This is a genomic window from Roseibium album (assembly GCF_965233825.1).
Taxonomy (GTDB): domain Bacteria; phylum Pseudomonadota; class Alphaproteobacteria; order Rhizobiales; family Stappiaceae; genus Roseibium; species Roseibium album.
In genome coordinates this window covers 914481-936496 of sequence record NZ_OZ247583.1, presented here as the reverse complement: position 1 = coordinate 936496, position 22016 = coordinate 914481, and the positions used below count along the sequence as shown (strand labels likewise).

The 22016-nt window shown below is 56.5% G+C and carries 24 protein-coding genes; 12 read left to right on the top strand and 12 right to left on the bottom strand.

Annotated elements, in window-relative coordinates:
• The first annotated feature begins 79 nt into the window (after positions 1-79).
• Positions 80-601, top strand: coding sequence for a gamma-glutamylcyclotransferase (locus tag ACO6TI_RS04410; protein ID WP_422384424.1), 522 nt, complete (start codon positions 80-82; stop codon positions 599-601).
• An 11-nt stretch (positions 602-612) separates the two neighbouring features.
• Here ACO6TI_RS04410 and ACO6TI_RS04405 read toward each other — a convergent pair whose 3' ends face one another.
• The 4 genes from ACO6TI_RS04405 to ftsE are packed head-to-tail and all read right to left on the bottom strand — an operon-like array spanning position 613 to position 3967.
• Positions 613-1401 carry a lysophospholipid acyltransferase family protein gene (locus tag ACO6TI_RS04405; RefSeq protein WP_422385292.1) on the bottom strand — a complete coding sequence of 263 codons (789 nt, stop codon included), beginning with the start codon at positions 1399-1401 and terminating at the stop codon, positions 613-615.
• Positions 1402-1458: 57 nt separating this feature from the next.
• Positions 1459-2187, bottom strand: coding sequence for a YdcF family protein (locus ACO6TI_RS04400; RefSeq protein ID WP_422384423.1), 729 nt, complete (start codon positions 2185-2187; stop codon positions 1459-1461).
• A gap of 52 nt (positions 2188-2239) precedes the next feature.
• Positions 2240-3280 (bottom strand): cell division protein FtsX, encoded by a 1041-nt coding sequence (locus ACO6TI_RS04395; protein WP_055115144.1) that lies wholly within the window; start codon positions 3278-3280, stop codon positions 2240-2242.
• A 27-nt stretch (positions 3281-3307) separates the two neighbouring features.
• Positions 3308-3967, bottom strand: a complete 660-nt coding sequence (gene ftsE, locus ACO6TI_RS04390; protein WP_055115142.1) for a cell division ATP-binding protein FtsE — start codon at positions 3965-3967, stop codon at positions 3308-3310.
• 195 nt (positions 3968-4162) lie between these two features.
• Here ftsE and ACO6TI_RS04385 point away from each other — a divergent pair, with 195 nt between their 5' ends.
• The 4 genes from ACO6TI_RS04385 (at position 4163) to ACO6TI_RS04370 (ending at position 6785) form a co-directional block, all read left to right on the top strand.
• Entirely contained in the window at positions 4163-5137 is a 975-nt protein-coding gene (locus ACO6TI_RS04385) for an MJ0042-type zinc finger domain-containing protein (RefSeq protein WP_196900174.1), read from the top strand.
• Positions 5138-5139: 2 nt separating this feature from the next.
• Entirely contained in the window at positions 5140-5706 is a 567-nt protein-coding gene (hpt, locus tag ACO6TI_RS04380) for a hypoxanthine phosphoribosyltransferase (protein WP_035898033.1), read from the top strand.
• A gap of 2 nt (positions 5707-5708) precedes the next feature.
• A complete protein-coding gene (locus ACO6TI_RS04375) occupies positions 5709-6104 on the top strand; it encodes a response regulator (protein ID WP_108875687.1) in 396 nt (131 codons plus the stop codon).
• Positions 6105-6497: 393 nt separating this feature from the next.
• Positions 6498-6785, top strand: a complete 288-nt coding sequence (locus tag ACO6TI_RS04370) for a hypothetical protein (RefSeq protein WP_422384422.1) — start codon at positions 6498-6500, stop codon at positions 6783-6785.
• A 167-nt stretch (positions 6786-6952) separates the two neighbouring features.
• Here ACO6TI_RS04370 and ACO6TI_RS04365 read toward each other — a convergent pair whose 3' ends face one another.
• On the bottom strand, positions 6953-8551 hold the full coding sequence (locus ACO6TI_RS04365; RefSeq protein WP_422384421.1) for a winged helix-turn-helix domain-containing protein: 1599 nt from the start codon (positions 8549-8551) through the stop codon (positions 6953-6955).
• Between the two features lie 435 nt (positions 8552-8986).
• On the opposite strand from ACO6TI_RS04365, the gene ACO6TI_RS04360 reads away from it, so the two are divergent.
• From ACO6TI_RS04360 to ACO6TI_RS04335, 6 genes are all read left to right on the top strand, one after another.
• A complete protein-coding gene (locus tag ACO6TI_RS04360) occupies positions 8987-10180 on the top strand; it encodes an ABC transporter substrate-binding protein (protein WP_422384420.1) in 1194 nt (397 codons plus the stop codon).
• Positions 10158-10802 carry a GNAT family N-acetyltransferase gene (locus tag ACO6TI_RS04355; RefSeq protein WP_422384419.1) on the top strand — a complete coding sequence of 215 codons (645 nt, stop codon included), beginning with the start codon at positions 10158-10160 and terminating at the stop codon, positions 10800-10802. The genes ACO6TI_RS04360 and ACO6TI_RS04355 overlap by 23 nt, the downstream gene beginning before the upstream one ends.
• Before the next feature lie 207 nt (positions 10803-11009).
• Positions 11010-11669: a hypothetical protein gene (locus ACO6TI_RS04350; RefSeq protein ID WP_409856376.1), complete on the top strand. Its 660-nt coding sequence runs from the start codon at positions 11010-11012 to the stop codon at positions 11667-11669.
• A gap of 185 nt (positions 11670-11854) precedes the next feature.
• Positions 11855-12283 carry a DcrB-related protein gene (locus tag ACO6TI_RS04345; RefSeq protein WP_422384418.1) on the top strand — a complete coding sequence of 143 codons (429 nt, stop codon included), beginning with the start codon at positions 11855-11857 and terminating at the stop codon, positions 12281-12283.
• A 40-nt stretch (positions 12284-12323) separates the two neighbouring features.
• Complete coding sequence (locus ACO6TI_RS04340) at positions 12324-13595, top strand: PAAR domain-containing protein (protein WP_422384417.1); 1272 nt, start codon at positions 12324-12326, stop codon at positions 13593-13595.
• Positions 13596-13603: 8 nt separating this feature from the next.
• Positions 13604-14119, top strand: coding sequence for a hypothetical protein (locus ACO6TI_RS04335; protein WP_422384416.1), 516 nt, complete (start codon positions 13604-13606; stop codon positions 14117-14119).
• A gap of 282 nt (positions 14120-14401) precedes the next feature.
• Here ACO6TI_RS04335 and ACO6TI_RS04330 read toward each other — a convergent pair whose 3' ends face one another.
• From ACO6TI_RS04330 to argH, 4 genes are all read right to left on the bottom strand, one after another.
• The gene (locus ACO6TI_RS04330; RefSeq protein WP_235808772.1) at positions 14402-16987 is read right to left on the bottom strand and encodes a TIGR02302 family protein; all 2586 of its coding nucleotides are present in this window, start codon (positions 16985-16987) and stop codon (positions 14402-14404) included.
• A 129-nt stretch (positions 16988-17116) separates the two neighbouring features.
• Positions 17117-18391 (bottom strand): diaminopimelate decarboxylase, encoded by a 1275-nt coding sequence (lysA, locus tag ACO6TI_RS04325; protein ID WP_422384415.1) that lies wholly within the window; start codon positions 18389-18391, stop codon positions 17117-17119.
• Positions 18392-18459: 68 nt separating this feature from the next.
• Positions 18460-18669, bottom strand: coding sequence for an LPS translocon maturation chaperone LptM (lptM, locus tag ACO6TI_RS04320; RefSeq protein ID WP_055115127.1), 210 nt, complete (start codon positions 18667-18669; stop codon positions 18460-18462).
• Positions 18670-18776: 107 nt separating this feature from the next.
• Complete coding sequence (gene argH, locus ACO6TI_RS04315; RefSeq protein ID WP_350184632.1) at positions 18777-20162, bottom strand: argininosuccinate lyase; 1386 nt, start codon at positions 20160-20162, stop codon at positions 18777-18779.
• A 42-nt stretch (positions 20163-20204) separates the two neighbouring features.
• Between argH and tlpA the strand changes: the two genes are divergently transcribed.
• Positions 20205-20867 (top strand): thiol:disulfide interchange protein TlpA, encoded by a 663-nt coding sequence (tlpA, locus tag ACO6TI_RS04310; protein ID WP_055115123.1) that lies wholly within the window; start codon positions 20205-20207, stop codon positions 20865-20867.
• Between the two features lie 142 nt (positions 20868-21009).
• Here the strand turns inward: tlpA and ACO6TI_RS04305 are convergent, their stop codons facing one another.
• The 3 genes from ACO6TI_RS04305 to ACO6TI_RS04295 all read right to left on the bottom strand — a co-directional run bounded on the left by ACO6TI_RS04305 (position 21010) and on the right by ACO6TI_RS04295 (position 22014).
• Positions 21010-21216 carry a hypothetical protein gene (locus ACO6TI_RS04305; RefSeq protein ID WP_055115121.1) on the bottom strand — a complete coding sequence of 69 codons (207 nt, stop codon included), beginning with the start codon at positions 21214-21216 and terminating at the stop codon, positions 21010-21012.
• Between the two features lie 35 nt (positions 21217-21251).
• On the bottom strand, positions 21252-21512 hold the full coding sequence (locus ACO6TI_RS04300) for a hypothetical protein (protein ID WP_029062804.1): 261 nt from the start codon (positions 21510-21512) through the stop codon (positions 21252-21254).
• 298 nt (positions 21513-21810) lie between these two features.
• Positions 21811-22014 carry a hypothetical protein gene (locus tag ACO6TI_RS04295; protein ID WP_055115119.1) on the bottom strand — a complete coding sequence of 68 codons (204 nt, stop codon included), beginning with the start codon at positions 22012-22014 and terminating at the stop codon, positions 21811-21813.
• Positions 22015-22016 lie beyond the last annotated feature (2 nt).

Here is a 22016-nt window from a genome sequence, read left to right as displayed (position 1 = left end):
CGGGCAACCTGCGCCACGCATTGAATCATCGACCAGGTATTGCTATCTCCGCTACCGACCAAAGGATAGATAGGGCGATATGAGCAATTTTTGGGTATTTGGCTACGGATCCCTGATGTGGAACCCGGGATTTGATCATCTGCGCTCCGAGCAGGCCCTGTTGCGCGGTGCCCACAGGGCATTGTGTGTCTATTCATGGGTTCACCGCGGCACGCAGGACCGTCCTGGCCTGGTTTTCGGTCTCGACAACGGCGGCGCCTGCCGCGGAATGGCTTACCAGGTCGCCGAGGACATCTGGCCCGATACGCTCGACTACCTTCGTGCGCGCGAACAGACCACAATGGTCTACAAGGAACACTGGCACAATATCGAGCTTGAAAGTGGTGAAAAAGTGCAGGCTCTCGTCTACATGGTGGATCATGGTCATGCGCAATATGCCGGTGCTCTCCCAGTGGAAAGACAGCTTGAGATCGTCAACGGTGCTGTCGGTAAATCAGGCGAAAATCCCGAATACGTGATCAATACCGCCTCCCACCTGGAAGAGATGGGCATTGCGGACAGCAACCTTGCCTGGCTCGCAGAGAAATTGAAGGCCCTTTAGGGGAATTCCAGTCAACTGCTGTTTCCGACGGGTTCGGTGGTCTTGCTTGCATCGACTTCCCGCAGCACAGGCGACGGGACGGGCGCCTGCCGGGCTTCCTCGATCAACTTGTTGCTTGCCGTTTCGACCGAATCCACCAACTGCTCATAAAAGACATCCGGCGCAAGACCCGGCTCGATAGGCGGAAGGATCTCGACAATCACAGTGCCTGGATAAACTTTCCAGGACGACCGGGGCCAATAGAGCCCGGCATTGTGAGCGATCGGTACGACCGGGCATTTCAGGTCCCTGTAAAGATGGGCAATGCCGTATTTGTATTTTGGCTCTGCTCCTGCGGGCCTTCGGGTCCCTTCAGGAAAAATCATGATCTGGCGTTTTTCAGCAATCGCTTCCTTGGCCGCCTCCATCATGGCGGCGAGCGCTTCGGAACGTTTTCCGCGGTTGATCGGGATCTGTCTGTATTTCGCCGTGTACCAGCCGAATATCGGGATCCAGCGCAATTCCCGTTTCAAGATGAAGGTAGGGCTCGCAAAAAGCGGAATCAGCGCGACCGTTTCCCAGGCAGACTGATGTTTCATGGCGGCGATGTATCCGCCTTCCGGCAAATTTTCCCGGCCGCGGATTTCCACCTTGATACCTGCGACGACATGCATCAGCCAAAGCAGGGACCGCGACCAGAACGGTACAATCGGCCAGCCCCATTTGCGCGGCAACAGCATGACCGGTGAAAACAGGATCATTTCGACAAACGTGACCAGGTAGAACAGCACCTGAAATAGGGTAGAACGCAAGAGAAGCATGGCACCAGAAAGCTTGAGCGGAGCAAGGTCACCGCTATGGTCATGCACTGACGAAATTCAGTTCATGCCCTTCACGGTGTTGCGGAGTCTGGCGAGGATATACTTCACATATTCGCGCATGAGAAGCCGGATCGTTGCCGGTTCGCGATACCAGGTATCCAGTTTCAGATCCTTTGAAAAAACCGGATAGGCAATCAGGTTGACTTGGGGGAGAACATCGGAGAGCTCGGCCTTCGCCCTCGGAAGGTGATACGCACTGGTGACAACAAGCAACGAATCAAACCCGTTCTTCTGGACCCAGTTTGCGGTTTCGGTAGCATTTCCGGCGGTGTTGCGCGCAACCCGGTCAAGATCAACAGTGCTTTTTTCGAGCGGCATGCTTGAGGCGGTCACAGCTGCAAGCTGTTCGCGCGTCGTTCCCGGATGGACCCCGGAAATCAGCAGGCGATTGGCATGACCTTCTTCAAGAAGACGAACCGCTTCGTTGACACGCGCATGGCCTCCCGTCAGTACGACAATCGCATCGGCATTGGCTGATTTCGGTACTTTTGCCGTGGCAATCTGATGGGCAAAATAGAGAAACTGGCCGATTGTTCCCCCCATGAGCGCAACCAGGAACAGGAGAAACGCTATCCTCAGTCCGAATCGCTTTCTGCGCTTTTTCGAAACGGAATTGCCGTTGACATCCGCGACGTCGTTTCCGCTCCCCGAAGACACACTTCGCCCGGCTCCGGCGTGAACGCCGTCATCTGATGAAGGGTCTATGAGCGTATCAGCGTGCGACATGAAGCAACTGTGATCGTTGATTCGGCCAATTTCGCGGCATTCTACATTAAAATCAATCAACTTTCGCCAAATGGGCCTTGACGGCAAGACCGGATGTCAACGCTGTGAGAATTGCAACCAGGAACACAACGGCGAAGACACCGAAATACCCGGGCAGGCTGACGGACACTGAACCGAGGAGCGCCGAAACCTGGTCAGATCCTGCCTGACCCGAACCCTGACGGGTCAACATGTCGACAAGTACGAAACAGACAATCGCGGCCACACCTCCGGACACGCCTCCCTTGAGGCCCAGCATGAGAAAGTGCCGTTGAAACTCCCGCGCAATAAAGCCGTCCTCGGCCCCGACGAAATGAAGAACCGAAACGACGTCCTTGTTGCCCGCCATTGCCGATTGGGTCGCAAACACCACGCTCAGGACCATCGATCCCATCACCAGGACCATAATGGCAAATCCACCGGCAACAACAGCACCGGCCATGGCCGAAAGACGGGACGTCCAGATCGAATGATCGTCGACACTCGCACCGGTCACTTGCCCGGAGACCGAATTGCGCAGCTGAGACAGGTTCAGAAGCTCCGGATCGCTTACGGTAATCTGGATCAGTCTTGGAACCGGCAGGCCTTCGAGCTCCAGCCCTTCCCCCAGCCAGGGCTCCAGCAGGGCCTTTGTTTCAGAATCAGACAACGCACGGACTGCGCCTATTCCCGGGAACTCCTGGGCAAGCGCAACCGCCTTGTCGATTTCCCGAAGCATGTCGACACCCTCGGTCGGCCGGATCTGTATCGTGATCTCCCGAACAAGATCATTCTGCCAGGCATCGGCCGCGTCCCACACGATGGACACGGCACCAACAGTCAGGCAGGCCAGGAAACTCATGATCGCGACAACAAGCGTCAGTGCCCGTCCCGCCACCGATTGAGGCGGTACGATCGCGGCAGCCGGACGAAGCTTTGCCGCATCGCCCTGCTCCGTTTTCGGGGCCTTGGGGGCCGCTTTCTTCTTGGGTCGCTTTTTGCGAACCAGCCGGTTCGGCGGTTTCACTTCCACGGCCACTGCCTGCTCATCATCATTGTTCTCGGTCTGGGCCATTGGGTTGCCTGGTCGTATGTCTGTCGCCTAGTCAAAAATCGAAAGGCGTCCGTCGGCCAGCACCATGCGCCGGGCATCCACCTGTTCCAGCAATGCGATATCGTGGGTCGCGATCACAACGGAAGTGCCGAGTTTGTTCAATTCTATGAAAAGACGCAACAGACGGCGCGCGAGAGGCGGGTCGACGTTTCCGGTCGGCTCGTCCGCGAGAAGCACTTCCGGTCTCGTGATCAGCGCCCTGGCGATGGCGGCACGCTGTTTTTCGCCACCCGACAAGACCGGCGGCAGGACATGCATCCTGTCACCAAGGCCTACCCATTTCAGCAGGTCGATCACGTCCGAACGGTATTCGGACTCCTGTTTACCAACGACGCGAAGCGGCAAGGCAACGTTTTCATAGGTCGTCAGATGATCAAGCAGACGGAAATCCTGGAACACGACTCCGATCTTGCGGCGCAGTTGCGGCAGTTCCTGTTTGTCGATAACGCTCAGATCGCGGTTGAAAACCTTGATCAATCCGCGCGTCGGACGAAGCGACATGAACAGGAGCCTGATCAAACTGGTCTTGCCGGCGCCTGACGGCCCGGTGAGAAACTGAAACGACTGCGGTTCGACCTGAAATGTCAGGTCCCGCAGGATTTCCGGTCCCATACCGTATCTCAATCCGACATTTTCGAAGCGGATCACAAATTTGTCTCCTGTTGATGGACCGACGCTATAGCCAGGCCGTTAACGGTGCATTAATCATATAAAGGTCCATTAGTGACCTGAAAGTCCGTGACTGGATTTGCCGGCATTTGTCCAACATTTCATGCCGGATTTCGACCCGGTCGGTCACAAGATAATAGCGCTTGAGCAAGACATGGCGAAAGGTCTTCGCACATGAAGATCAAATGTCCGGACTGCAGTACGTCCTATGAAATCAAGACAGAAGCTGTCGGTCCGGAAGGGCGCAGTGTCAAATGCGCCAAATGCGGCAACCGCTGGTTTGTCAGCCCTGATGATGACGACGCATCCGCAGATTTCAAGGCGGCTGAAAATTCATCCACCACAGGTTCGGATCCAGACGAAACCGACAAGGGCGAAACCGACAACGCCGAAACTGACAAGGATGAAGCTGACTGGGCGGCTGATTCCGAGGCGGATTCACAATCCGACGAAGCGGAGCAGGAGCCGGCGGAAGACTCCGAACCAGAGGAAGATATCGCGAATTTCGAATCGCCACCGGCAGACACACCTGCAAGCGCCGACGAGAGCAAATTTGCTGCCGATCTCGCCGCGGACGAGGGTGATGCGGAAGACCAGGTCGACATCGAATCCCAGGCCAAGCGACCCAAGATCATCGTCAATCCCGACAAGTTCCGCCGCAATCATATCGGGGCCTTGCTGGGCTGGCTCTCCAGGCGAAATTATCGCAGGCTGGGCGGTCTGTTGATTTTCGGTGTTTCAATTGCCGCGCTTGCGTCCTTTGTTTTGCTCAGAGACAGCATGGTCAAGCAATCACCGGACCTCGCCAGCCTCTTTCAGATAATCGGCTTTGACGTCAACCTGCGCGGCCTTGAATTCCGCAACCTCAGAACATTTTCAGAAATCGAGGACGGCAAGAAGGTTCTTGTTGTCGAAGGGTCGATCCGTAATCTTCTCGACGAAGCAAATGCGGTGCCGGCCGTTCGACTTTCCATTCGCAATTCGGATCTGCAGGAAGTATATGCCTGGACCGTCGAACCGCGCACAAAAGCTCTGAACGGTTTCGATGAAACCCGGTTCAGGACAATACTGGCCGACCCGCCGGAAGAGGCCTCCGATATCCAGGTCCGGTTTACCGACCGCGGCAAACGCCAAATAGTACTCGAGTGATCATGACAGCCAATATCCGTACCCTTTTTGATGAAGATGCCATTGCCGCGCGTGTTGCAGCGGTTGCCCAGGAAATCGCCGAGGGAAACCCCCGGAACCTGCTCGTCGTCGCCGTTCTGAAGGGGAGCTTCATTTTTGCCGCGGATCTTGTCCGCGCCATGCACCGCGCCAATCTGGAGCCTGAAATGGAGTTCATTCACCTGTCTTCCTACGGCGCAGGAACAGAAGGATCGGAAAACATCCGTGTTTTGCGCGATGTTGAAAGTGACGTTAACAACCGCGATATAATTTTAGTGGATGATATTCTGGAATCGGGCCGTACTCTCGCCTTTGCTAGGGAGCGGCTGATCGGGCGCGGCGCCCGCTCTGTAAGGATTGCGGCACTGCTGGATAAACCCGAGCGCCGCAAAGCTGCCATATCTGCCGACTATGTGGGATTTGCCTGTCCTGATAAGTTTGTCGTCGGATACGGTATGGATATGGGCCATGCGTGGCGGCAATTGCCCTTTATTGGATATGTCGTGGCTTCCGAAGACGAGGCAGCGGCAGACGGCAAAACAGGAGCGTGAGCATGGCTCGCATTCTTCTAACGGAAGACGACGAAGCGGTACGCAGTTTCGTAAAGCGCGCGCTTGAACTTGATGGACATTCGGTGGACGTGGCGGAAGACGGTGGTGAAGCCGTAGAAACGCTGACCCGCGAAAAGGGCGAGTTCGATCTTCTGGTATCCGATATCAAGATGCCGGTCATGGACGGCATTGCGCTCGCCCTGCAAACCGCGCGTGATTTTCCAGATATGCCGATACTGCTGATGACAGGTTTTGCCGATCAGCGCGAGCGTGCGAACGGTCTGGACGCACTGGTTCACGACGTGATCACCAAGCCGTTCTCGCTTGTCGATATCCGCAAAGCCGTCCGCAATGCCATTGCCGGCGAGTTGCCGCAGGAAACACGGCGTTACGCCTGAATCAGCTGCCAGGTCCTGAACCGACCGCCAAGTCGGACTGCGAGCACACTCGTTAATATCGGCGCGAAACGATCAACGCGTGGATTTTCTGCAAATTTGCACTCGAAATTGAAGCTCCGATAACTCGGTTGGCAACCGAAGGTCAAAATCACCTTGTTCGGATCAACGAACGGCTCGCCGCACCCCAAGCGGACGAGCACCATTCACCATTTTCAGAACAACGCTTCAGATGTAACAGATGTCTGCCTCCAGGTTTCCTTCGTGCTGCAGGATGCACGGCGGGATCTGGTCTCAAAAGGTATTGCGTGACCGGAGTCACAGAAAAACACAAGCCTTCCGATTAGCATCAGGATTGAAATTTCAAAGCATGTTTTTTTAAGAAAGGTTTTAGCAATGTCGCGTTATTCTCAGGTTTCAATCAATAAATTTAAAGATAAAACGAGACTCGAGCCTAATGATGGGTTTGATTTTGTTTTGGAATCAGAAGAATACCCTTCACATATGGATGATTTTGAATTCGACACCGGTGAATTTGACTCATCCGATGGTGAGATTCCAACTGAGACTCTTTCGTTAAATTTTGAAGAAATCAAAGTTACCTATCAAGAAACCGCGGTTCTTGATTTTGCGTTGACGGGAGATGACGATTTTTCACCCTTTGTCGATGACCTGCTTTTCTGATTGAAATTGCGAAACAGGTTTTTCTGACCTGTTTCCTGCGCCTCAGAAATTCAACAATTCGCGAAGAGGGTTCAAGACAGTGCGCTCAAGCGTAACCGGTAAACAAACCATCGAAGCTTAGCCAAGAAACAAATTTGAAATCGCTTCCCCCGATTTTTCTTGGAGGCTCAGGAAAGATACTTCTCCCAGATCGTCGCGAATTTGGCGTCGACCTCGTGTGAAACACACAGGGTCTTGTTCATCGCCAGGCGATCCGTCATGAAGTTGGGGAAGCGCTTTCGCATTTTTGCAGCTTCCTTCTCGGCTCTTTCACGATTTCCGGAGGCATGTGAAATGGCGATCACATAGGCATGATACCAGTAGGCACCGGGCATCGGCGATTTGCTGATTTCACGCATGGCATCTTCAAACCTGTCCTGCATGAACCAGCACCCTGCGCGGAACAGCCGGGGGATGCCATCTTCCAGAGGATTGAGCTCTGAAGAGCGGTCGAGAAAGAAAATCGCGCGTTCAATGTGACCCGCCATATAGAAACAGTAGCCGAATTCGGCAAGAGCATCTGCCTTGCCGGGATTGAGGGCAATGGATGTCTCGACCGAGCTCAGAAAATTTTCAAGTTCGTTGCGGTAAAACTGAACCATTGCCAGCGCCTGATGGGCAAACGCATTGTCCGGGTCAAGAGAGATCGCGCACCTGGCATTTCGATGAGCCTCGTTCAGAAGAGTACGGTTGTCGCGCGCTTTAACCGGAAATCTGTATTGGTCGAGCAAAACGACAGCAAGCGCCGCCCAGGCATCTGATGATTTGGGGTCCCTTTGGACTGCATCCCGCAAATCATCTCGCAAGGATGCGTGCAGGCCGGGATCCCGAATCCGGACATACTCGTAGTACCGGGCAATGGACCGGTAGGTTTCCCACTTCTCCGGTCGGCCGTGGCGGTCAGTTAGCTGCATCTGATCGTCGAGCAGGTCCCGCCGGTTCGCAACCCGTGCCGCGATCAGCAACGCAATCTTGTCCTGGATCTCGAAAACACTCGTCAGGCTACATTCGCGATCAAATCGTTCTGCCAGAACATGCCCGTCGGTTGCCGTATCGATCAGCTGAAACGTGACGCGCACGCGAGTGTCGGACTTTCTTACGCTTCCTTCAATCACGAAGTCCGCACCGATTCTCTCCCGCAACTCCCCAATCGTGGCCTGTTGGCCTGTCAGAGCAGCTGTGGTTGAGCGGGAAAATACAAACAGATCGTGAAATCTGGACAGGTTTGCCACGACCTCTTCGGTCAATCCGGCTGCAAAGAAACCGTCATGCTGATTTACGCTGAAATCGTCGAAGGGCAGCACAGCGATTGACGGGCAGCCTTTGCGGGCAGGCAAGGCCAAACCATCACCGCGCTGCGTTGTTTGTCCGGCTGGCTCGGAAACAGCACCCTTGACGGCAATTGAAACTGGGCGCGTGACTTCGGCCACTTTTGCGACAAAGCGAAACCCTCGGCCATGAACAGTCTGGATCAGGCGACGGGTTTTTCCGCTATCTTCCAGGGCTTGCCGAGCTGAGCGAATGCGGCTGCTGACAGCAGCGTCCGAGACGATACGTCCATCCCAGACTGCATCGATCAGATCTGTTTTGGAGATCATCCGTTCCCGGTTTTCGATCAGAAACTGGATGACGGAAAAGACTTGCGGCTCGATCGCAACCCTGGCTCCGTTCTTGCGCAATTCGAATTTGTCCGTATCGCATTCAAACGCGTCAAATCTGTAGATCATGACCCGCTCCCTCTGGACCCTCGGCCAAAAACCAGGGTCCGGCTCCATGTGCTCCAAATAAAGGTCCGGCAGGTTTTCTACCCGTTGACGGCACAGGATGCCGGACATCCAAATATCACAGGCTCGAACCTGTTGCACTTCTCACCACTGTCGGCGCTCCACAAAGCCATTGAAATTGCGCGGAATTAACTCCAGAAGACCGAACATGCGGGTCTTGAGCCAGGTAAAAACCTCGAATCCTCCCCGAAATCTACAAGTTTCCTGCAAGCCTGCACACTCAGTGCCCCTTACGTTGAGATCTGCAGATTACGACCGCGGCTGACCAATGGACACTCGACCGGGTGAACGATCAGCGGTGTTTCCGGATTGCCGGAATTGCAATTCCGGCTGTCTCCGCGGGACCAGGTCCAATTCTCTCAACCAAGGAATTTTCGAATGATCAGGAAATTTTTGTTATCAACCGCGCTCTGCGCTGGCGTTTCATCCGCAGCCCTGGCGCAGGACGGCGAGGTTCGAATTGGTGTTCTGTTCGGCTTCACCGGACCGATCGCGTCCATGGCGCCGGTGATCGCCGAAACGGCGGAGCTCGCCTTGCGTGAAGCGTCGAAATCAGACGCATTTCTCAACGGTCGGAAAATTGTCCCGGTCCGTGCCGACAGCACCTGTGTAAACAGGAATGCGGCAGTAGCGGCCGCAGAACGGCTTGTGAAACAAGAAAACGCCGTGGCGTTTGTCGGAGCCGGGTGTTCCGGTGCTGCCTCGGCTGTTTTGGTCAATGTCGCGCGTCCCCACGGCATTCTTTCCATTTCTCCAACGGCAACGTCGCCTGGACTGACAGACATGGAAGACGGCGGTCTGTTTTTCCGCACGGCACCCTCTGACGCAAGACAGGGTGAAGTGCTTGCTGAGCTGCTGATCGAAAAGAACATCCGGAAAATCGCCCTCACTTACACCGACAATGAATATGGGTCAGGCCTCACCGGATCATTCACCAAAGCCTTCGAGGATCGGGGCGGTAAGGTCCTGATTTCCGAGGCCCATATGGACGGCAAAGTAGATTATGCAGCTGAAGTCGCAACACTTGCTGCCAGCGGTGCCGATATTCTCATGGTCGCGGGATATGCGGACCAAGGGGGCCGTGCGATTGTGCAAACCTCTCTCGATACAGGTGCCTTTGACCGGTTTGTGTTGCCAGACGGAATGGTGTCGGAATCCATGATCGAGGAATTCGGTGCAGCGCTAGGGCAGTCAATTGGAACCCTTCCTGGAAGTGACAATGACCGCGCAACCTCGTTCGCGCAGATACTGGAGAAAAACGGCATTACGGAACAGGCGCCATTTCGCGCCGAAGCCTATGACGCGGCTGCGGTTCTGACACTGGCCATGCAAGCCGCCGGAACCACGGACGGCAAGGCAGTTGCCGAGATGATACCGCATGTTGCCAACGCACCGGGTATCGAGATCGGCCCTGGCGAGATCGCAAAAGGCATGTTCATTCTCTCCCAGGGTGGCGCGATCGACTATGTCGGGGCAAGCGCCGTGGAGTTCACACCCGAAGGCGATGCGCATGGCACCTATCGCGAGGTTACCTTCTCGGAGGATGGTCTTGAAACCGTTCGGATCTGGTAACTGCGCGCAGGATACTCGCGATCCGGCGCCGGTCTTAATCAGACCGGCGACCGACGCCGACCACCCGGCGCTTGAGGCACTGGCAGGCCTTGCAACCCGGGACCTGCTGGGCCCTTTCCTGTCGACAGAACAGCGTGCTGCAACATACGCGTTCACACCACTGGATCCCTGGCTGATAGAGGACGGCACGTATTTCGTCCTTGAAGTAAATGGCAAAATCCGCGCGTCCGGTGGTTGGAGTTGGCGCGGGCCGATGATCCACAACCCGAACGGGCAATACCGTCCCCCCGAAAGTCAGTCGAACGGTGTTGCACGCATACGTGCAATGTACACCGACCCGGGTCACGCGCGGAAGGGATTTGGCCGGACCATTCTGTCCGTGTGCGAGCTTGCGGCCCGCCTGGCCGGTGTGCGCCGTCTGGAGCTCGTTGCCACCCCGGTTGGCGAATTGCTCTACAGGGCATGTGGATTTGAGAGCGTGGAAATCATCGACCTGGACGCCCCGGGCGGCGTGATCATTCCGGTGACGCGAATGCAAAAGATCTTATCGCCAAAAGTGCGGCAACCAAGGGACACAGAGGAAGCATCTGTTGCCTGCAACCATTCAAAATGGAGAAATTGAAATGAGGCATTTTCCACACAATGCCGCGACCAGTTCGGCACAAATCGTATTGCCCACACGAGCCAACATGAACAGCGGACATCTGGTCAATCGGGCTTGTCGAAGGCTTGCGAGTTCTTCGAGGTGACTGTGGTCACCAGTACCGGAATCTTTCAATCCGCGGATCGGAACGTCATCCAGAATGCTAAATTGAAGAGGAGAACCACCATGCCTCCGACCAAAAAGAAGGCGCTGGGAATTGGCAGCTATGTTGGAAACAGCGTCTACAAGGAAATCTGTACCCGCTTGTACAAACTCCATCGCATCAAGCTTCCCGATCACATCGAGTCGGTCTACAGCGTCGGCGTCAGCAACGGTCAAGGAATGGAATTTCTTGCGCGCGATGCAAAGAAGTTCGAAGCGCTCTTGAAGATGCCTGCATTTGCACCTGACAACCAGGAACACTTTTGCGACCGGATCGCGTCGATGGCGACCAATGGCCAGGGTTATCGCGAAACAGGTGTTCCAAGCCTGCACATTGCTGTCGCACCTGACGTTTGCAGTGTGCACATTGATACGTTCGGGTTCGTAGCCATCGGTCCTGACGGAAAGAAGTATTACAACCTGGACGCCATCCAGCACATTCTTGATGAATTGCTCCTTCAGGACAAATTCGTCGGTTGGGTAACCAAGCACAGCCGGACACTTGGGCTGCTCCTGTCCCACGTTCATTTCCGCGGGCCCAGTTCGCGCAACAGATATCGCCTGGCCGCCGGGGCGCGCGTCAACGTTGCGCAAGGGGATGGCTGGAGCATTGGCATTGAGGCAAGTCAGGCGCTGTCGGGAGAGAGAAAAGTCGAGGCCAGCATCGAGGTTTACAACTGGTAGACCCGGACCTGGAACACCACCAGAACCTGCTGTTCATACGCTTGCAGGTTGCCTCGTTGAGACACTTTCAGCCAAGCCGGACATCGTCAGGGCAATCGACGACAAGCGCTGCGTTGAAGCCATGCTGCTGCCGGCAAACAAAAACAGTTTTTGAAAACCAACGCATTTATACGGTGATCCCATTGATGAAACGAGCATACGATTATGTGTTTGATCTTCCGGACACGATGACTGACCGGACGATCCATATTTTTTCAGATGAGACCGTTGAGGACTGTCCTTTCACACTCGTGCTGACGCATGAACCGGTTGACCCGACCCTTTCGGAAGAAGGTCAGATCAAGAAGGCACTCGGCCAGCTCACGGACAGTTTTCCAGAGTTCGCGATGTCGTGGGCGCAATGGATGGAGGTCGAACACGGCAGAGCTTACATGTGCGAGTTTTCGTGGCGCTCTGAGCGGGGACCAATGACGCAGTGCCAGGTCTATTTTCCAGGTCAGAACCATGTCCTTTGCGCAACGTTTTCACGGCTTGGCCCCTTCACGTCGCCGGACAAGGAAAGTGTGCTGCGCTTCATGCACTCCTGCCACCTGATGCCCGAGCGGGCGCAATAGATCCTTTCACGCAACAATTCGAACCTGAACGGGGTATGTCATGCCGGAGGCAGCACGAGCCCGCGACCCGATTTCTCACACCTCCGCGCTTGCCGGTCTGATCGGCGGCCTTGTCGTCGGCGCAATCGTGGGTGCGGCAATCGTTGCGACAGGTGGCGCGGCGGTCGCGGCGATTGCTGTTGCAGCGGCCGGTGGAGCCTCCCTGGGGGCATCCGCCGGCCAGTTGCTCGGATCTCTGTTCACCTTCAAGACCGGCGCCATATCCCTTCCGTGTTCCACAACGGTCATCATCGGGAGGAAGAACGCGGCGCGTGCATTGGCGGATATGGGGGACTGTTCCGGAATTCCGTTTTCACCGACACCGCCACATCCGCGCATGCCGATTGCCGAAGGCAGCAAGACGGTTTTCGTTCAAAGGTTTCCGGCAGCTCGCAAAGACGACAAGCTGACTTGCAGTGCTGTCATTTCCGAAGGTTGCCTGACGGTGATTATCGGGGGCGGCAAAACCCAATATGCCAAAATCAGCGCAGAAGTTCCGTTCTGGCTGGAAATGGGTGTGCTTGCCCTTGGACTGGTGAGCGGAGCAGCTGCCATTTCGCTGGCAGGGCGTGGCATGCGGGTCATCACCGCGCTCCGACTGACGGGAGGTCTGGCCGGCTCATTCGGGCTCGGTGCCGGTGGAACCTGGCTTGGGGGAAAGATCTGGGGGCAAGGGTCGGCCGGACAGAAACTGCTCGGTTTCGGCATGGGTTTCTTCGGAGGGTACCTTGGTGCCCGGCTTGCAGGCAGCGGGCCGATTTATGGACGGGTTCAGCAATGGGCAGCGAAGCGGAACTTTCCTGGTCTGCAAACGGGAAACGCATGCGGAGTGCAGTCGTGTCAACAAGTCATCAGAGCTGTGAAGGGACGAAATCTAAGTCAGGCAGAAATGGAACAGATCGGGATCAATCGTGGTGTATATAATCCTGCAACCGGAACAAAGGCAGGCGTGGGAGAGGCCGACATTCTAGCCTCCCAAGGGATTCCCGCCCGCGCGCATCCGAGCACGCCGCAGGCTATTCGAAAGGCTCTGTCTGAAGGCAAGGGGGTCATTGCCAGTCATGACCCTGGGGCCCTTTGGAACACCGGACAAACTGGCGGCCACGCGGTCCTGACCACGGGAGTCGTTCGCAATTCCAGTGGAAGGGTTACGCACTACATCATCAACGATACAGGCACCGGTCAGGCAGGCCGATTGGTCCCTGCAGGTCAATATGAAGCATCGCTCAATCCTGGAAAGACAGTAGCGATCACCGACGATCCAATCTGGTAGCAGTAGCAATGATTTCGATTGATTTCTTTGAAGTTGAGCACGCTCTCAAATCCGTGATCTATCTGGAACAGGATCTTCCAGGCGCAATGACCCTGTCGTTGCCAGTCCTGTCTGGCAGTTCAAACAACATGCGCATCGACTATTTTCTTTATGTGGTCGGCGGACCGATCAACGATCGCAGGATTTATGTGCCGACCCGAAAATTGTCTGTGGCGCCAGACTATCCGGAAAGCGGAACTTATCTGATCGACGAATTCGAAAGCGGCATCCAGGTGCCGCCTGAGTTTCCCATAGGGCGATCAGTGCCGTCGATGACCTGGGACGAATTCCAGCTGAAGCGTCAGCAGTACAATTTGTATCTGCTTTCTCTATTCGGTTCCTGGTCGCAACTCGAGAACGGCACCCAGGCCTCAGATGAAAAGTCCGCCTTCAGGGAAGTTTTTGACCAAATTGTCGATATGCCTCTGCGACCCGCATACGGGCATCTCAACCCGGGCCTTTTCAACTGGATCTGGTCAGCATGAGGCCATCGACACGGCATCGCTTGCCGATGCCAAGGAGGTTTCAGCCTAAACGTGGTGTTGAAAACCGGCTTATCGGTTGGATGCGAACACGACAAGGTATCCGATAGACATTCCGATTTGGACTGATGATTGAGGCGCAATCGCTTCCTTGAATCTCGACATTCTGCTGGTTCGAAGCGGCACACTTTTTTGTGCTTGCCTACGTTTCAGGGCTGTTTGCCATTCCAGTCAATCTGAACATCGTCCTCGTTGGCCACTGGCAGCACTTGCCCGGGCTACCCGTCAATACCGCTTCAAAAGCCGTTCCAGATAGTCCAGTTCCAGCTTGGGTCGGGAGGGATCGGAGAAGCGCTTGCGCAGTTCTTCCAGGATCCGCCGTGCGCGCTGAACGTCGATTTCATCCGGAATCTGTACCCGATTGTTGAAATCCGGTCCTTCTGCACGGCGCGGACGGCCGAGTGGATCTTCGTCCATGGGCGAGGGTCCGTTCGGGTTTCCTGCCCCTTCGCCCTGGCCCATCATCTGCTCGGTCATGCCTTGCGCACCACGCCGGAGTGCGTCCAGCGCGTCTCCCTGCTCACCGAGTGCCTGTTGACCCTGGCCCTGGCCAAGGGATTGCTGTGCATCACCCATGGATTCGCCGGCCTGGCCGAGAGCTTCATTCTCGCCCATACCGTTCTGGCCGAGTTGTTCCATCAGTTCCTGAAGCTGCTGCGCCAGATCACCCTGACCCTGTTGAAGTTGCTGCAGCATCTGTTCCAGCTGCTCCTGGGTGAGTTGCTGACCCTGACCTTGCTGTTGCTGGCCCTGCTGGCGCTGATCGCCGCGCTGGCGCTGCTGGTCCTGGTTGAACCGGTGGGTCTCGTCCATCAATTGCTGCTGGCGCTGGATCATCTCGCCGAGCTGATTGAGCATCTCCATCATTTCGCTGTTCATGCCGTTGGGCATCATCTGCGGTCGCCCGGCCTGCAGGTTTTCCAGCATTTGCTGCATCTGCGCCAGAAGCTCGCGGGCGGCATCCCGTGACCCGGTCTTTGCCAGTTCCTCGATGCGGTCCAGCATCTCGCTCAGATCCTGCTGACTAAGGGTCTGCTGGTTGCCATCAAACGGCTGCATAGCCTGCGGGTTTTGCCGCATCTGTTCAGCCAGTGCCTGCATGTATTCGTTGAGCGCCTCGCGCAAATCCTGCGTCAGCTTGGCGATTTCCTCGTCGCTCGCACCTTCTTCCAGTGCCTTCCGCAACGCTTCCTGGGCGTCCCGCAATTTGCGCTCGGCTGCAGACAGGTCGCCATCCTCAATGGACAGCGCAAGATCCCACAACAGAGGCAGCATTGCCTTGAGATCCTCGTCGGATTGCGCGCGCACGAGTTCTCCGTAGGCAAAGCGCATGCCGAGGTAGTTGCGCGCTTTGAAATTGAATCGCTCCGGTGCCAGCATAAGCGCGTCCATGGCGGTGATTACCTGCGCATGGTTTTGTGCATCAAGTGCCAGATTGCGGCGTTGTTCGACAATCGCACGGGCAAGGGGTTTGCCGAAACGGCGCTGGGGCAACGTGATCCGATAGACCGGAGACGTGCCTTCCTGGCTGGCCTGATCGCGCGCGAGCAGCGTCAGATCGACTTCCGAGCCTGCCCAGGGATGAGACGTCAGGTCGCGGATCGTTTCCGCGGTTTTTGCCGTGCCGGTTCGTGGCGGAAGCGACAAGGGAAACTGGGGTGCCTCGACCAGCGGACGGGGGACACGATCCACATGATCAGGATTGGGGAGCGGCCTTATTCGCCCCTCGGCGGCAACGACACCGTAATCGTCATTCACCAGATAGGAGAATTTCAGTGCACCGCTGAGCTGCTCTTCAGGGTCATCGACGAGGCGAATTTCAGGCGCGTCGTCAGGTCTGACCGCAAAGACAAAGCTCATGAACGGTTCCTCGCCGTTCGAAAGCTCCACGATACCGGTGGTTTCGAGTTTCAGGCGCCGCTCGACCGGAAGCAGCCTGGCAACGCCCGGATCCGCAATTTCCGCGTTTTCTTCCGGATCCACAACCAGCGGCTCGGCATCGTCCGGTCCGGCAAATGTCATTGCCAGTTCGCGCGCGCCTTGCGACCTCACGACGAGGATAGAGCCTTCCGGAACGGAGACCGGCGTTCCGGGGTCGCGCAACTGGGCGCTTTCGCCGGTCAGATAGATAGGAGGTTCGCTTGTGTAGATCGGCGGCGTTACCCAGGCATCAAGCCGGCTGGGTGGCTCGACCGTCTTGAAAGGATTTTGAAAAGCAGAGGTCAAACGCCCCATATAGTCGCCGCTCGCGGTCGTCAGTCCCACCAGCAACAGGCTCGCTGCGAGAACCCTGAGAGCCCACGGATCCCGGCGATAGGCTTGCGGGTCAGGCGCTTTCGAGCGGATCGAAGCGACGGCTTCGGCGGTTCTGCGCTGGTGCAGCGCCCAGATCGCGCGGGTTTGCGGATTGTCGGAACCGACAGACAGATCGTCTTCCAGCGCGGTCAGCGGGCGGTGACGGTAGCCGGATGACTGCTCGACGCGCTGGAGCGCGTCTTCACGCGTCGGCCAGGACAGTCTGGTCAGATCCCTGGCGGACCAGATGGCGGCGGCGGCAAACAGGATAATCCCGATCGGTCCCGCCCAGGCAGGCAGGACGAGCCAGAAACCAAGCCAGGACAGGCCGATGAATATGCCGACGACGACAAGCAGCGGCACCAAGGCGCGCCAGAAACGTTCCAGGAACAAGGAAACGCGGCTTTGCCTGACAAGCGTGTCCAGGCGAGACTGGATGTAGTGCCGCCAGCCGGACGGCTCCGGGTCTTTCTGCCGTTCAGGTTCCAGGTCGCTGTCGTTCGTGCTCAAAGGCACCTCCGGTTCATATCCCGCGGTCGCCGATGAGACGGACACCGGCTGCGTGATCGGCCCTCCACCCTATAAGGTGAGGCATCGGAGGCAATCCGGCAACAGTTTGAACCAACTAATTCGAGGTCGACTTCGTCACGAAGCGTTGAGCCAATCGGGTATTTGATCCAGACCAAGCAAGTCGTCGAATGTCGGACGAGGACGAACGACCGCGAATTGATCAGCGTTTACGAGGACTTCGGGGACAAGTAGCCTGGAATTATACGTGCTCGACTGGACCGCACCATAGGCGCCGGCGGAAAGAAACGCCAACATATCCCCAGCAGCCACTTCGGCCATGTCGCGGTCCTGCGCCAGGAAATCGCCGGTCTCGCAAACGGGACCAACGATATCCGCCTTGATTCGCTCCCGGGTTCCATCATCTTCCCTGACGGGCCGCACTTCGTGATGGGCTTCGTAAAGTGTGGGGCGGATCAGGTCGTTCATCGCCCCATCGACGATGACGAATGTCTTGCCTGCGCCATCCTTCACGTAGATGACCCTTGTCACCAGAATACCGGCATTGCCGGCGATCAGCCGTCCCGGCTCGAACATTACCTTGCAGTCAAGTTCTCGCACATGTTTCTTGACGACTTCGGCATAGGCATCCGGATGCGGAGGCGGGTCATTGTCCGTGACGTAGGGGATGCCGAGGCCGCCGCCCAGATCCACGTGGTCAATCTTGTGCCCCTGTCCACGCAGATCGGAAATCAACTCGCCCAGACGGGCAAACGCATCATCAAACGGCTGCAACTCCGTGATCTGGGATCCGATATGCATGTCGATACCGGTCACTTCGATCCCAGGAAGGCTTGCTGCCTGCGCATATACCTCCCGGGCGCGTTGCCACGGTATTCCAAACTTGTTCTCCGCCTTGCCGGTTGCGATCTTCGCATGGGTCCTGGCATCAACGTCAGGATTGATGCGCATGGAGACGCGCGCGGTCCGGCCCAGTTCGGTGGCAACGCGGGACAACTGATGCAATTCCGGTTCGGATTCCACGTTGAAACACAAGATGTCTTCTTCCAGGCCGTATGCCTGTTCCGCTTCCGTTTTTCCGACTCCGGAGAAAACGATCCTGGCGGGTGCAACACCTGCAGCGCGGGCGCGGCGCAATTCGCCTTCCGAAACCACGTCCATACCGGCCCCAAGCTGTGCCAGGGTCTTCAGGACAGCCTGGTTCGAATTGGCCTTCATGGCATAGCAGACCAACGAGGGAATATCGTCAAACGCACCGGCAAACACTTGATAGTGTCGGGTCAGGGTCGCGGTCGAATAGCAGTAAAACGGCGTACCGACCTCTCTGGCGATTCGTTCAATCGCCACATCCTCGGCATGAAGTTCGCCATTCTTGTAGTCGAAATGATGCAAGACGTGCCTCGTCGAGCTGTCGCTTATCAATCGGTCCGGTGAATTTCCGGAACTCCATGCGCTCAGTGTCAGTTGATCAGGAAATCCAGAAAGAAGGTATCGTTCTCACTTTCCGGTTCAAGCTGCGGCGGTGCCGGCGCGTCGGCAGGATCAACTGCTTCGTTTTCCGGTGTTTCAGGTGTCCCGGGAACGTCCAGATCGCCCTTCCGGCCGCACCCGGCCAGAAGCACGCCCAGGCAGAGGCCGATCAGCGCCAGTGATTTGAACCGGATCGTCATTCGCAAATGCCCTTCTCGGAATTCTCTTCTTAAGTCTTCTCCTCGCATGACAGACACCGTTGAGCAAGGCCACCGGTGCCAACGAGGGAAGATTGCCAGTCCCGAACCTATCCCCTGGACAGTTCCTTCAGCCAGCGGCGCGCCTGTTTGCGCACGTTGACCGGCGATGTTCCGCCAAAGCTGGTGCGGCTGCGGACGGACTTGTCCACGGACAGAACCGAAAACACTTCACCGGTGATCTTCGGATCGACCTTTTGCATCTCATCCAGCGGGACTTTGTGCAGTTCGACACCCTTTTCCACTGCAAGACCAACGATCCGGCCGGTCACGTGATGGGCATCACGAAACGGCATTCCCAGCACCCGTACGAGCCAGTCTGCCAGATCCGTGGCGGTGGAATACCCCGATCCCGCGGCTTTTTTCATTGCCTTGGTAACAGGTTCCAGATCCTTGACCATGCCGGTCATGGCGGCAAGCGCGAGGGAAACGCTGGCCAAACCGTCGAATGCCTGCTCCTTGTCTTCCTGCATGTCTTTCGAATAGGCCAGCGGAAGTCCCTTCATCATCACCAGAAGCGCCTGCAGCGATCCGTAGATGCGGCCACTCTTGGCACGCACGAGTTCCGCAGCGTCCGGGTTTTTCTTCTGCGGCATGATGGAGGAGCCGGTGGAGAACTTGTCGGACAGCTTCACGAAGCCGAATTGTGCCGAACACCAGATCACGATCTCCTCGGCAAGACGAGACAGGTGCATTGCGGTCATGGCGGAGGCACTCAGCGCCTCGATGACGAAATCGCGATCGGAGACGGCATCGAGCGAGTTCGCAGTCGGCCTGTCGAAGCCAAGCGCTTCCGCGGTCAGCTTCCGGTCAATGGGGAACGAGGTGCCGGCAAGCGCAGCCGATCCCAGGGGGCATTCGTTCATCCGCCTGCGTGCATCACGAACCCGGCCGCGGTCACGTGCGAACATTTCGACATAGGCAAGCAGATGGTGACCGAAAGTGACAGGCTGTGCCGATTGCAAATGTGTGAAACCCGGCATCACGTCGGCAGCATGCGTCTCCGCTTTTTCGGCGAGAGCAAGCATCAGGTCGCTCAGTTGCTCATCGAGAGTGTCCAGCGTATCGCGCACCCAGAGCCGGAAATCCGTTGCTACCTGGTCGTTCCGCGAGCGCGCCGTGTGCAGGCGTCCGGCCGCCGGACCGATCAGCTCGGCCAGACGGGCCTCAATATTCATATGAATGTCTTCAAGGGCGCGCGAGAACTTGAACTCGCCGTTTTCTATTTCTGACAGAATTGTGTCTAGACCGGCGACAATCTTCTCGGCATCGTCGCGGGTGACGATTTCTTTTTCTGCGAGCATGCGCACATGGGCTTTCGAGCCGTCGATGTCTTGCTTATATAGCTTCCGGTCGTAGTCAATGGAGGCATTGATTTCCTCCATGATGGCGTCCGGTCCTTCGGCGAACCGGCCTCCCCACATGCGATTGCTCATGTCCTGTCCCTTAAGAGGCGCCTCTTGCGAGGTGTGAACGAAATGAATAAGCCAACCGAACCCGCAAAGAGCTCCAGGCGCGGCTTGGTCGCCGCAGGGCTCGCAGGCGCGGTAGCCGCCCTAGCGGCTCTATACGTGATCGCCGGTCCCGATGGCAATATCGCAAGTGCGCAAAGCTGTTCCGCAGCCCTGTCAGCCGCAGCTTCCGCCAAGCCCTTTGCCAAGGGCGAAGTTGCTGCCTTTCTTCCGGCCAGCCAACCACTCGACCTGAAAAACCTTACCTTCCAGGGACCCGAAGGCGCACCGATGTCGATGGCCGACTTCAAGGACAAGACGGTTCTGCTCAACCTATGGGCGACCTGGTGCGCGCCGTGCCGCAAGGAAATGCCTGCGCTTGATCAGCTTCAGGCAGATCTTGGAGATCCGACTTTCGAGGTGGTTGCGGTAAATCTGGACCGCGGAGGTCCGGACAAGCCGAAAGCATTTCTGGACGAAATAGGTGTGTCAAATCTGACCTACTATCAGGATAGTTCAAACGGATTGTTGAAGGCTCTTCGCAGGGTCAGCCGGGCAACGGGGTTGCCGACGACAATTCTCATCGATCCGGATGGTTGTGAGGTCGGGACGATGTACGGGCCGGCCGAATGGGCCTCCGGAGAAGCCAAGGCCCTCATTCAAAGCGCGCGGGGGAAGAGTGGCACCTGATTTTCTGGCTGACAAGACACTGAGCCGGTGCCACTGAAAAACGTCGCTTGTCCTTGCGGTAAGGCTCGCGGTCTTCCCCGCACAGGCCAAATGGCGCGCTGATTGAGCTGACAGGGCCGGCGCGCCAAAGTCGTATGAAGCCCTAGACCGTGACGTCGACGGCTTCGCCCAGGCCAGGGATCTTCCGTGTCTCGCGACGCTGTTCTTCCTGGGTTGCCTGTGCGTCGTTTAGCCTGTCGGCGACAGCGCGTTCCTGTTCGGCCTGATCTTTCACCGCATTGATGGCGAATTCGTTGCGGATATTTGCAACACTGTAGGACGCTGATGTGCTGTCTGAGACACTCGCCATTCCTGATTCTCCTGTGACATGGTTACGCGAGGCAGCTAGAGGGTGATATCCAGCCGGCCACCCAGGCCGTTTTCCGGGCTGCGCGATTGCGCACGATTTTCCAGCTTTTGAGCCTGATCGCTCAGGAACTCCGCGCGATTCGAGCTGAACTCGGCCTGACGCTGAACAGCTTCGGCTGCAGCCTCCGACTGGCGCGCTCCAAGCGCTTTCGCCTGTTCCGCGATCTTTTCTGTTCGCGGAGTTCCAAGCGAAGGCTGGAATACCTGGGATGTTGAACTTGCTATTGCTTCGGGCATATTTAAGCCAAATACACGTTGCGATTTGACTTCATTGTGCCCTAGGGGATTGAATTGAAAGGTAAATTTTACAGTTAAGTTGCTTTGTTACTTCATATATATCTAAAGAAATACCAGAAATTTATCTAAATGTTGAAATAAGCACAGTCAAGATACTGAGTTGGTTACTTTCTTTTTCAGGTGGGCGAGCCGGAAGGTTTCATGCAAATGGGATCCGGCCTTGCAAACAGACTGCACGTGCCGGCGTTCGTGGATCAATCACGAAGGACAGCTTAACTTTTTCAAGGAAGAAAGGTTTTCAGGCGGAGACGTCGACCTGCGTTCCCAAACCCGGGGCGGGAGCCGCCTGAGTGGACTGAAGGTTTGCAGCACCTTCCTGCAGCAGAGCGACAAGTCCGGCATCCTGTTGGGCGGCAATTTTCAGCATTTCCGATTGCAGCGCCTGGCTGGTCTGCGCCTGCATCGTTGCTGCATATGTGTTGGCGATTCCAACGCTGTTCATGA

Coding starts and splice junctions, on each gene's coding strand:
- ACO6TI_RS04345 (WP_422384418.1), top strand. CDS start 11,855: ATGAAACGAGCATACGATTATGTGTTTGATCTTCCGGACACGATGACT.
- ACO6TI_RS04395 (WP_055115144.1), bottom strand. CDS start 3,280: ATGGCCCAGACCGAGAACAATGATGATGAGCAGGCAGTGGCCGTGGAA.
- ACO6TI_RS04410 (WP_422384424.1), top strand. CDS start 80: ATGAGCAATTTTTGGGTATTTGGCTACGGATCCCTGATGTGGAACCCG.
- ACO6TI_RS04305 (WP_055115121.1), bottom strand. CDS start 21,216: ATGGCGAGTGTCTCAGACAGCACATCAGCGTCCTACAGTGTTGCAAAT.
- hpt (WP_035898033.1), top strand. CDS start 5,140: ATGACAGCCAATATCCGTACCCTTTTTGATGAAGATGCCATTGCCGCG.
- ACO6TI_RS04360 (WP_422384420.1), top strand. CDS start 8,987: ATGATCAGGAAATTTTTGTTATCAACCGCGCTCTGCGCTGGCGTTTCA.
- ACO6TI_RS04365 (WP_422384421.1), bottom strand. CDS start 8,551: ATGATCTACAGATTTGACGCGTTTGAATGCGATACGGACAAATTCGAA.
- ACO6TI_RS04300 (WP_029062804.1), bottom strand. CDS start 21,512: ATGCCCGAAGCAATAGCAAGTTCAACATCCCAGGTATTCCAGCCTTCG.
- ACO6TI_RS04335 (WP_422384416.1), top strand. CDS start 13,604: ATGATTTCGATTGATTTCTTTGAAGTTGAGCACGCTCTCAAATCCGTG.
- ACO6TI_RS04375 (WP_108875687.1), top strand. CDS start 5,709: ATGGCTCGCATTCTTCTAACGGAAGACGACGAAGCGGTACGCAGTTTC.
- argH (WP_350184632.1), bottom strand. CDS start 20,162: ATGAGCAATCGCATGTGGGGAGGCCGGTTCGCCGAAGGACCGGACGCC.
- ACO6TI_RS04350 (WP_409856376.1), top strand. CDS start 11,010: ATGCCTCCGACCAAAAAGAAGGCGCTGGGAATTGGCAGCTATGTTGGA.
- ACO6TI_RS04405 (WP_422385292.1), bottom strand. CDS start 1,401: ATGCTTCTCTTGCGTTCTACCCTATTTCAGGTGCTGTTCTACCTGGTC.
- ACO6TI_RS04340 (WP_422384417.1), top strand. CDS start 12,324: ATGCCGGAGGCAGCACGAGCCCGCGACCCGATTTCTCACACCTCCGCG.
- ACO6TI_RS04385 (WP_196900174.1), top strand. CDS start 4,163: ATGAAGATCAAATGTCCGGACTGCAGTACGTCCTATGAAATCAAGACA.
- ACO6TI_RS04370 (WP_422384422.1), top strand. CDS start 6,498: ATGTCGCGTTATTCTCAGGTTTCAATCAATAAATTTAAAGATAAAACG.
- ACO6TI_RS04295 (WP_055115119.1), bottom strand. CDS start 22,014: ATGAACAGCGTTGGAATCGCCAACACATATGCAGCAACGATGCAGGCG.
- lptM (WP_055115127.1), bottom strand. CDS start 18,669: ATGACGATCCGGTTCAAATCACTGGCGCTGATCGGCCTCTGCCTGGGC.
- ACO6TI_RS04400 (WP_422384423.1), bottom strand. CDS start 2,187: ATGTCGCACGCTGATACGCTCATAGACCCTTCATCAGATGACGGCGTT.
- tlpA (WP_055115123.1), top strand. CDS start 20,205: ATGAATAAGCCAACCGAACCCGCAAAGAGCTCCAGGCGCGGCTTGGTC.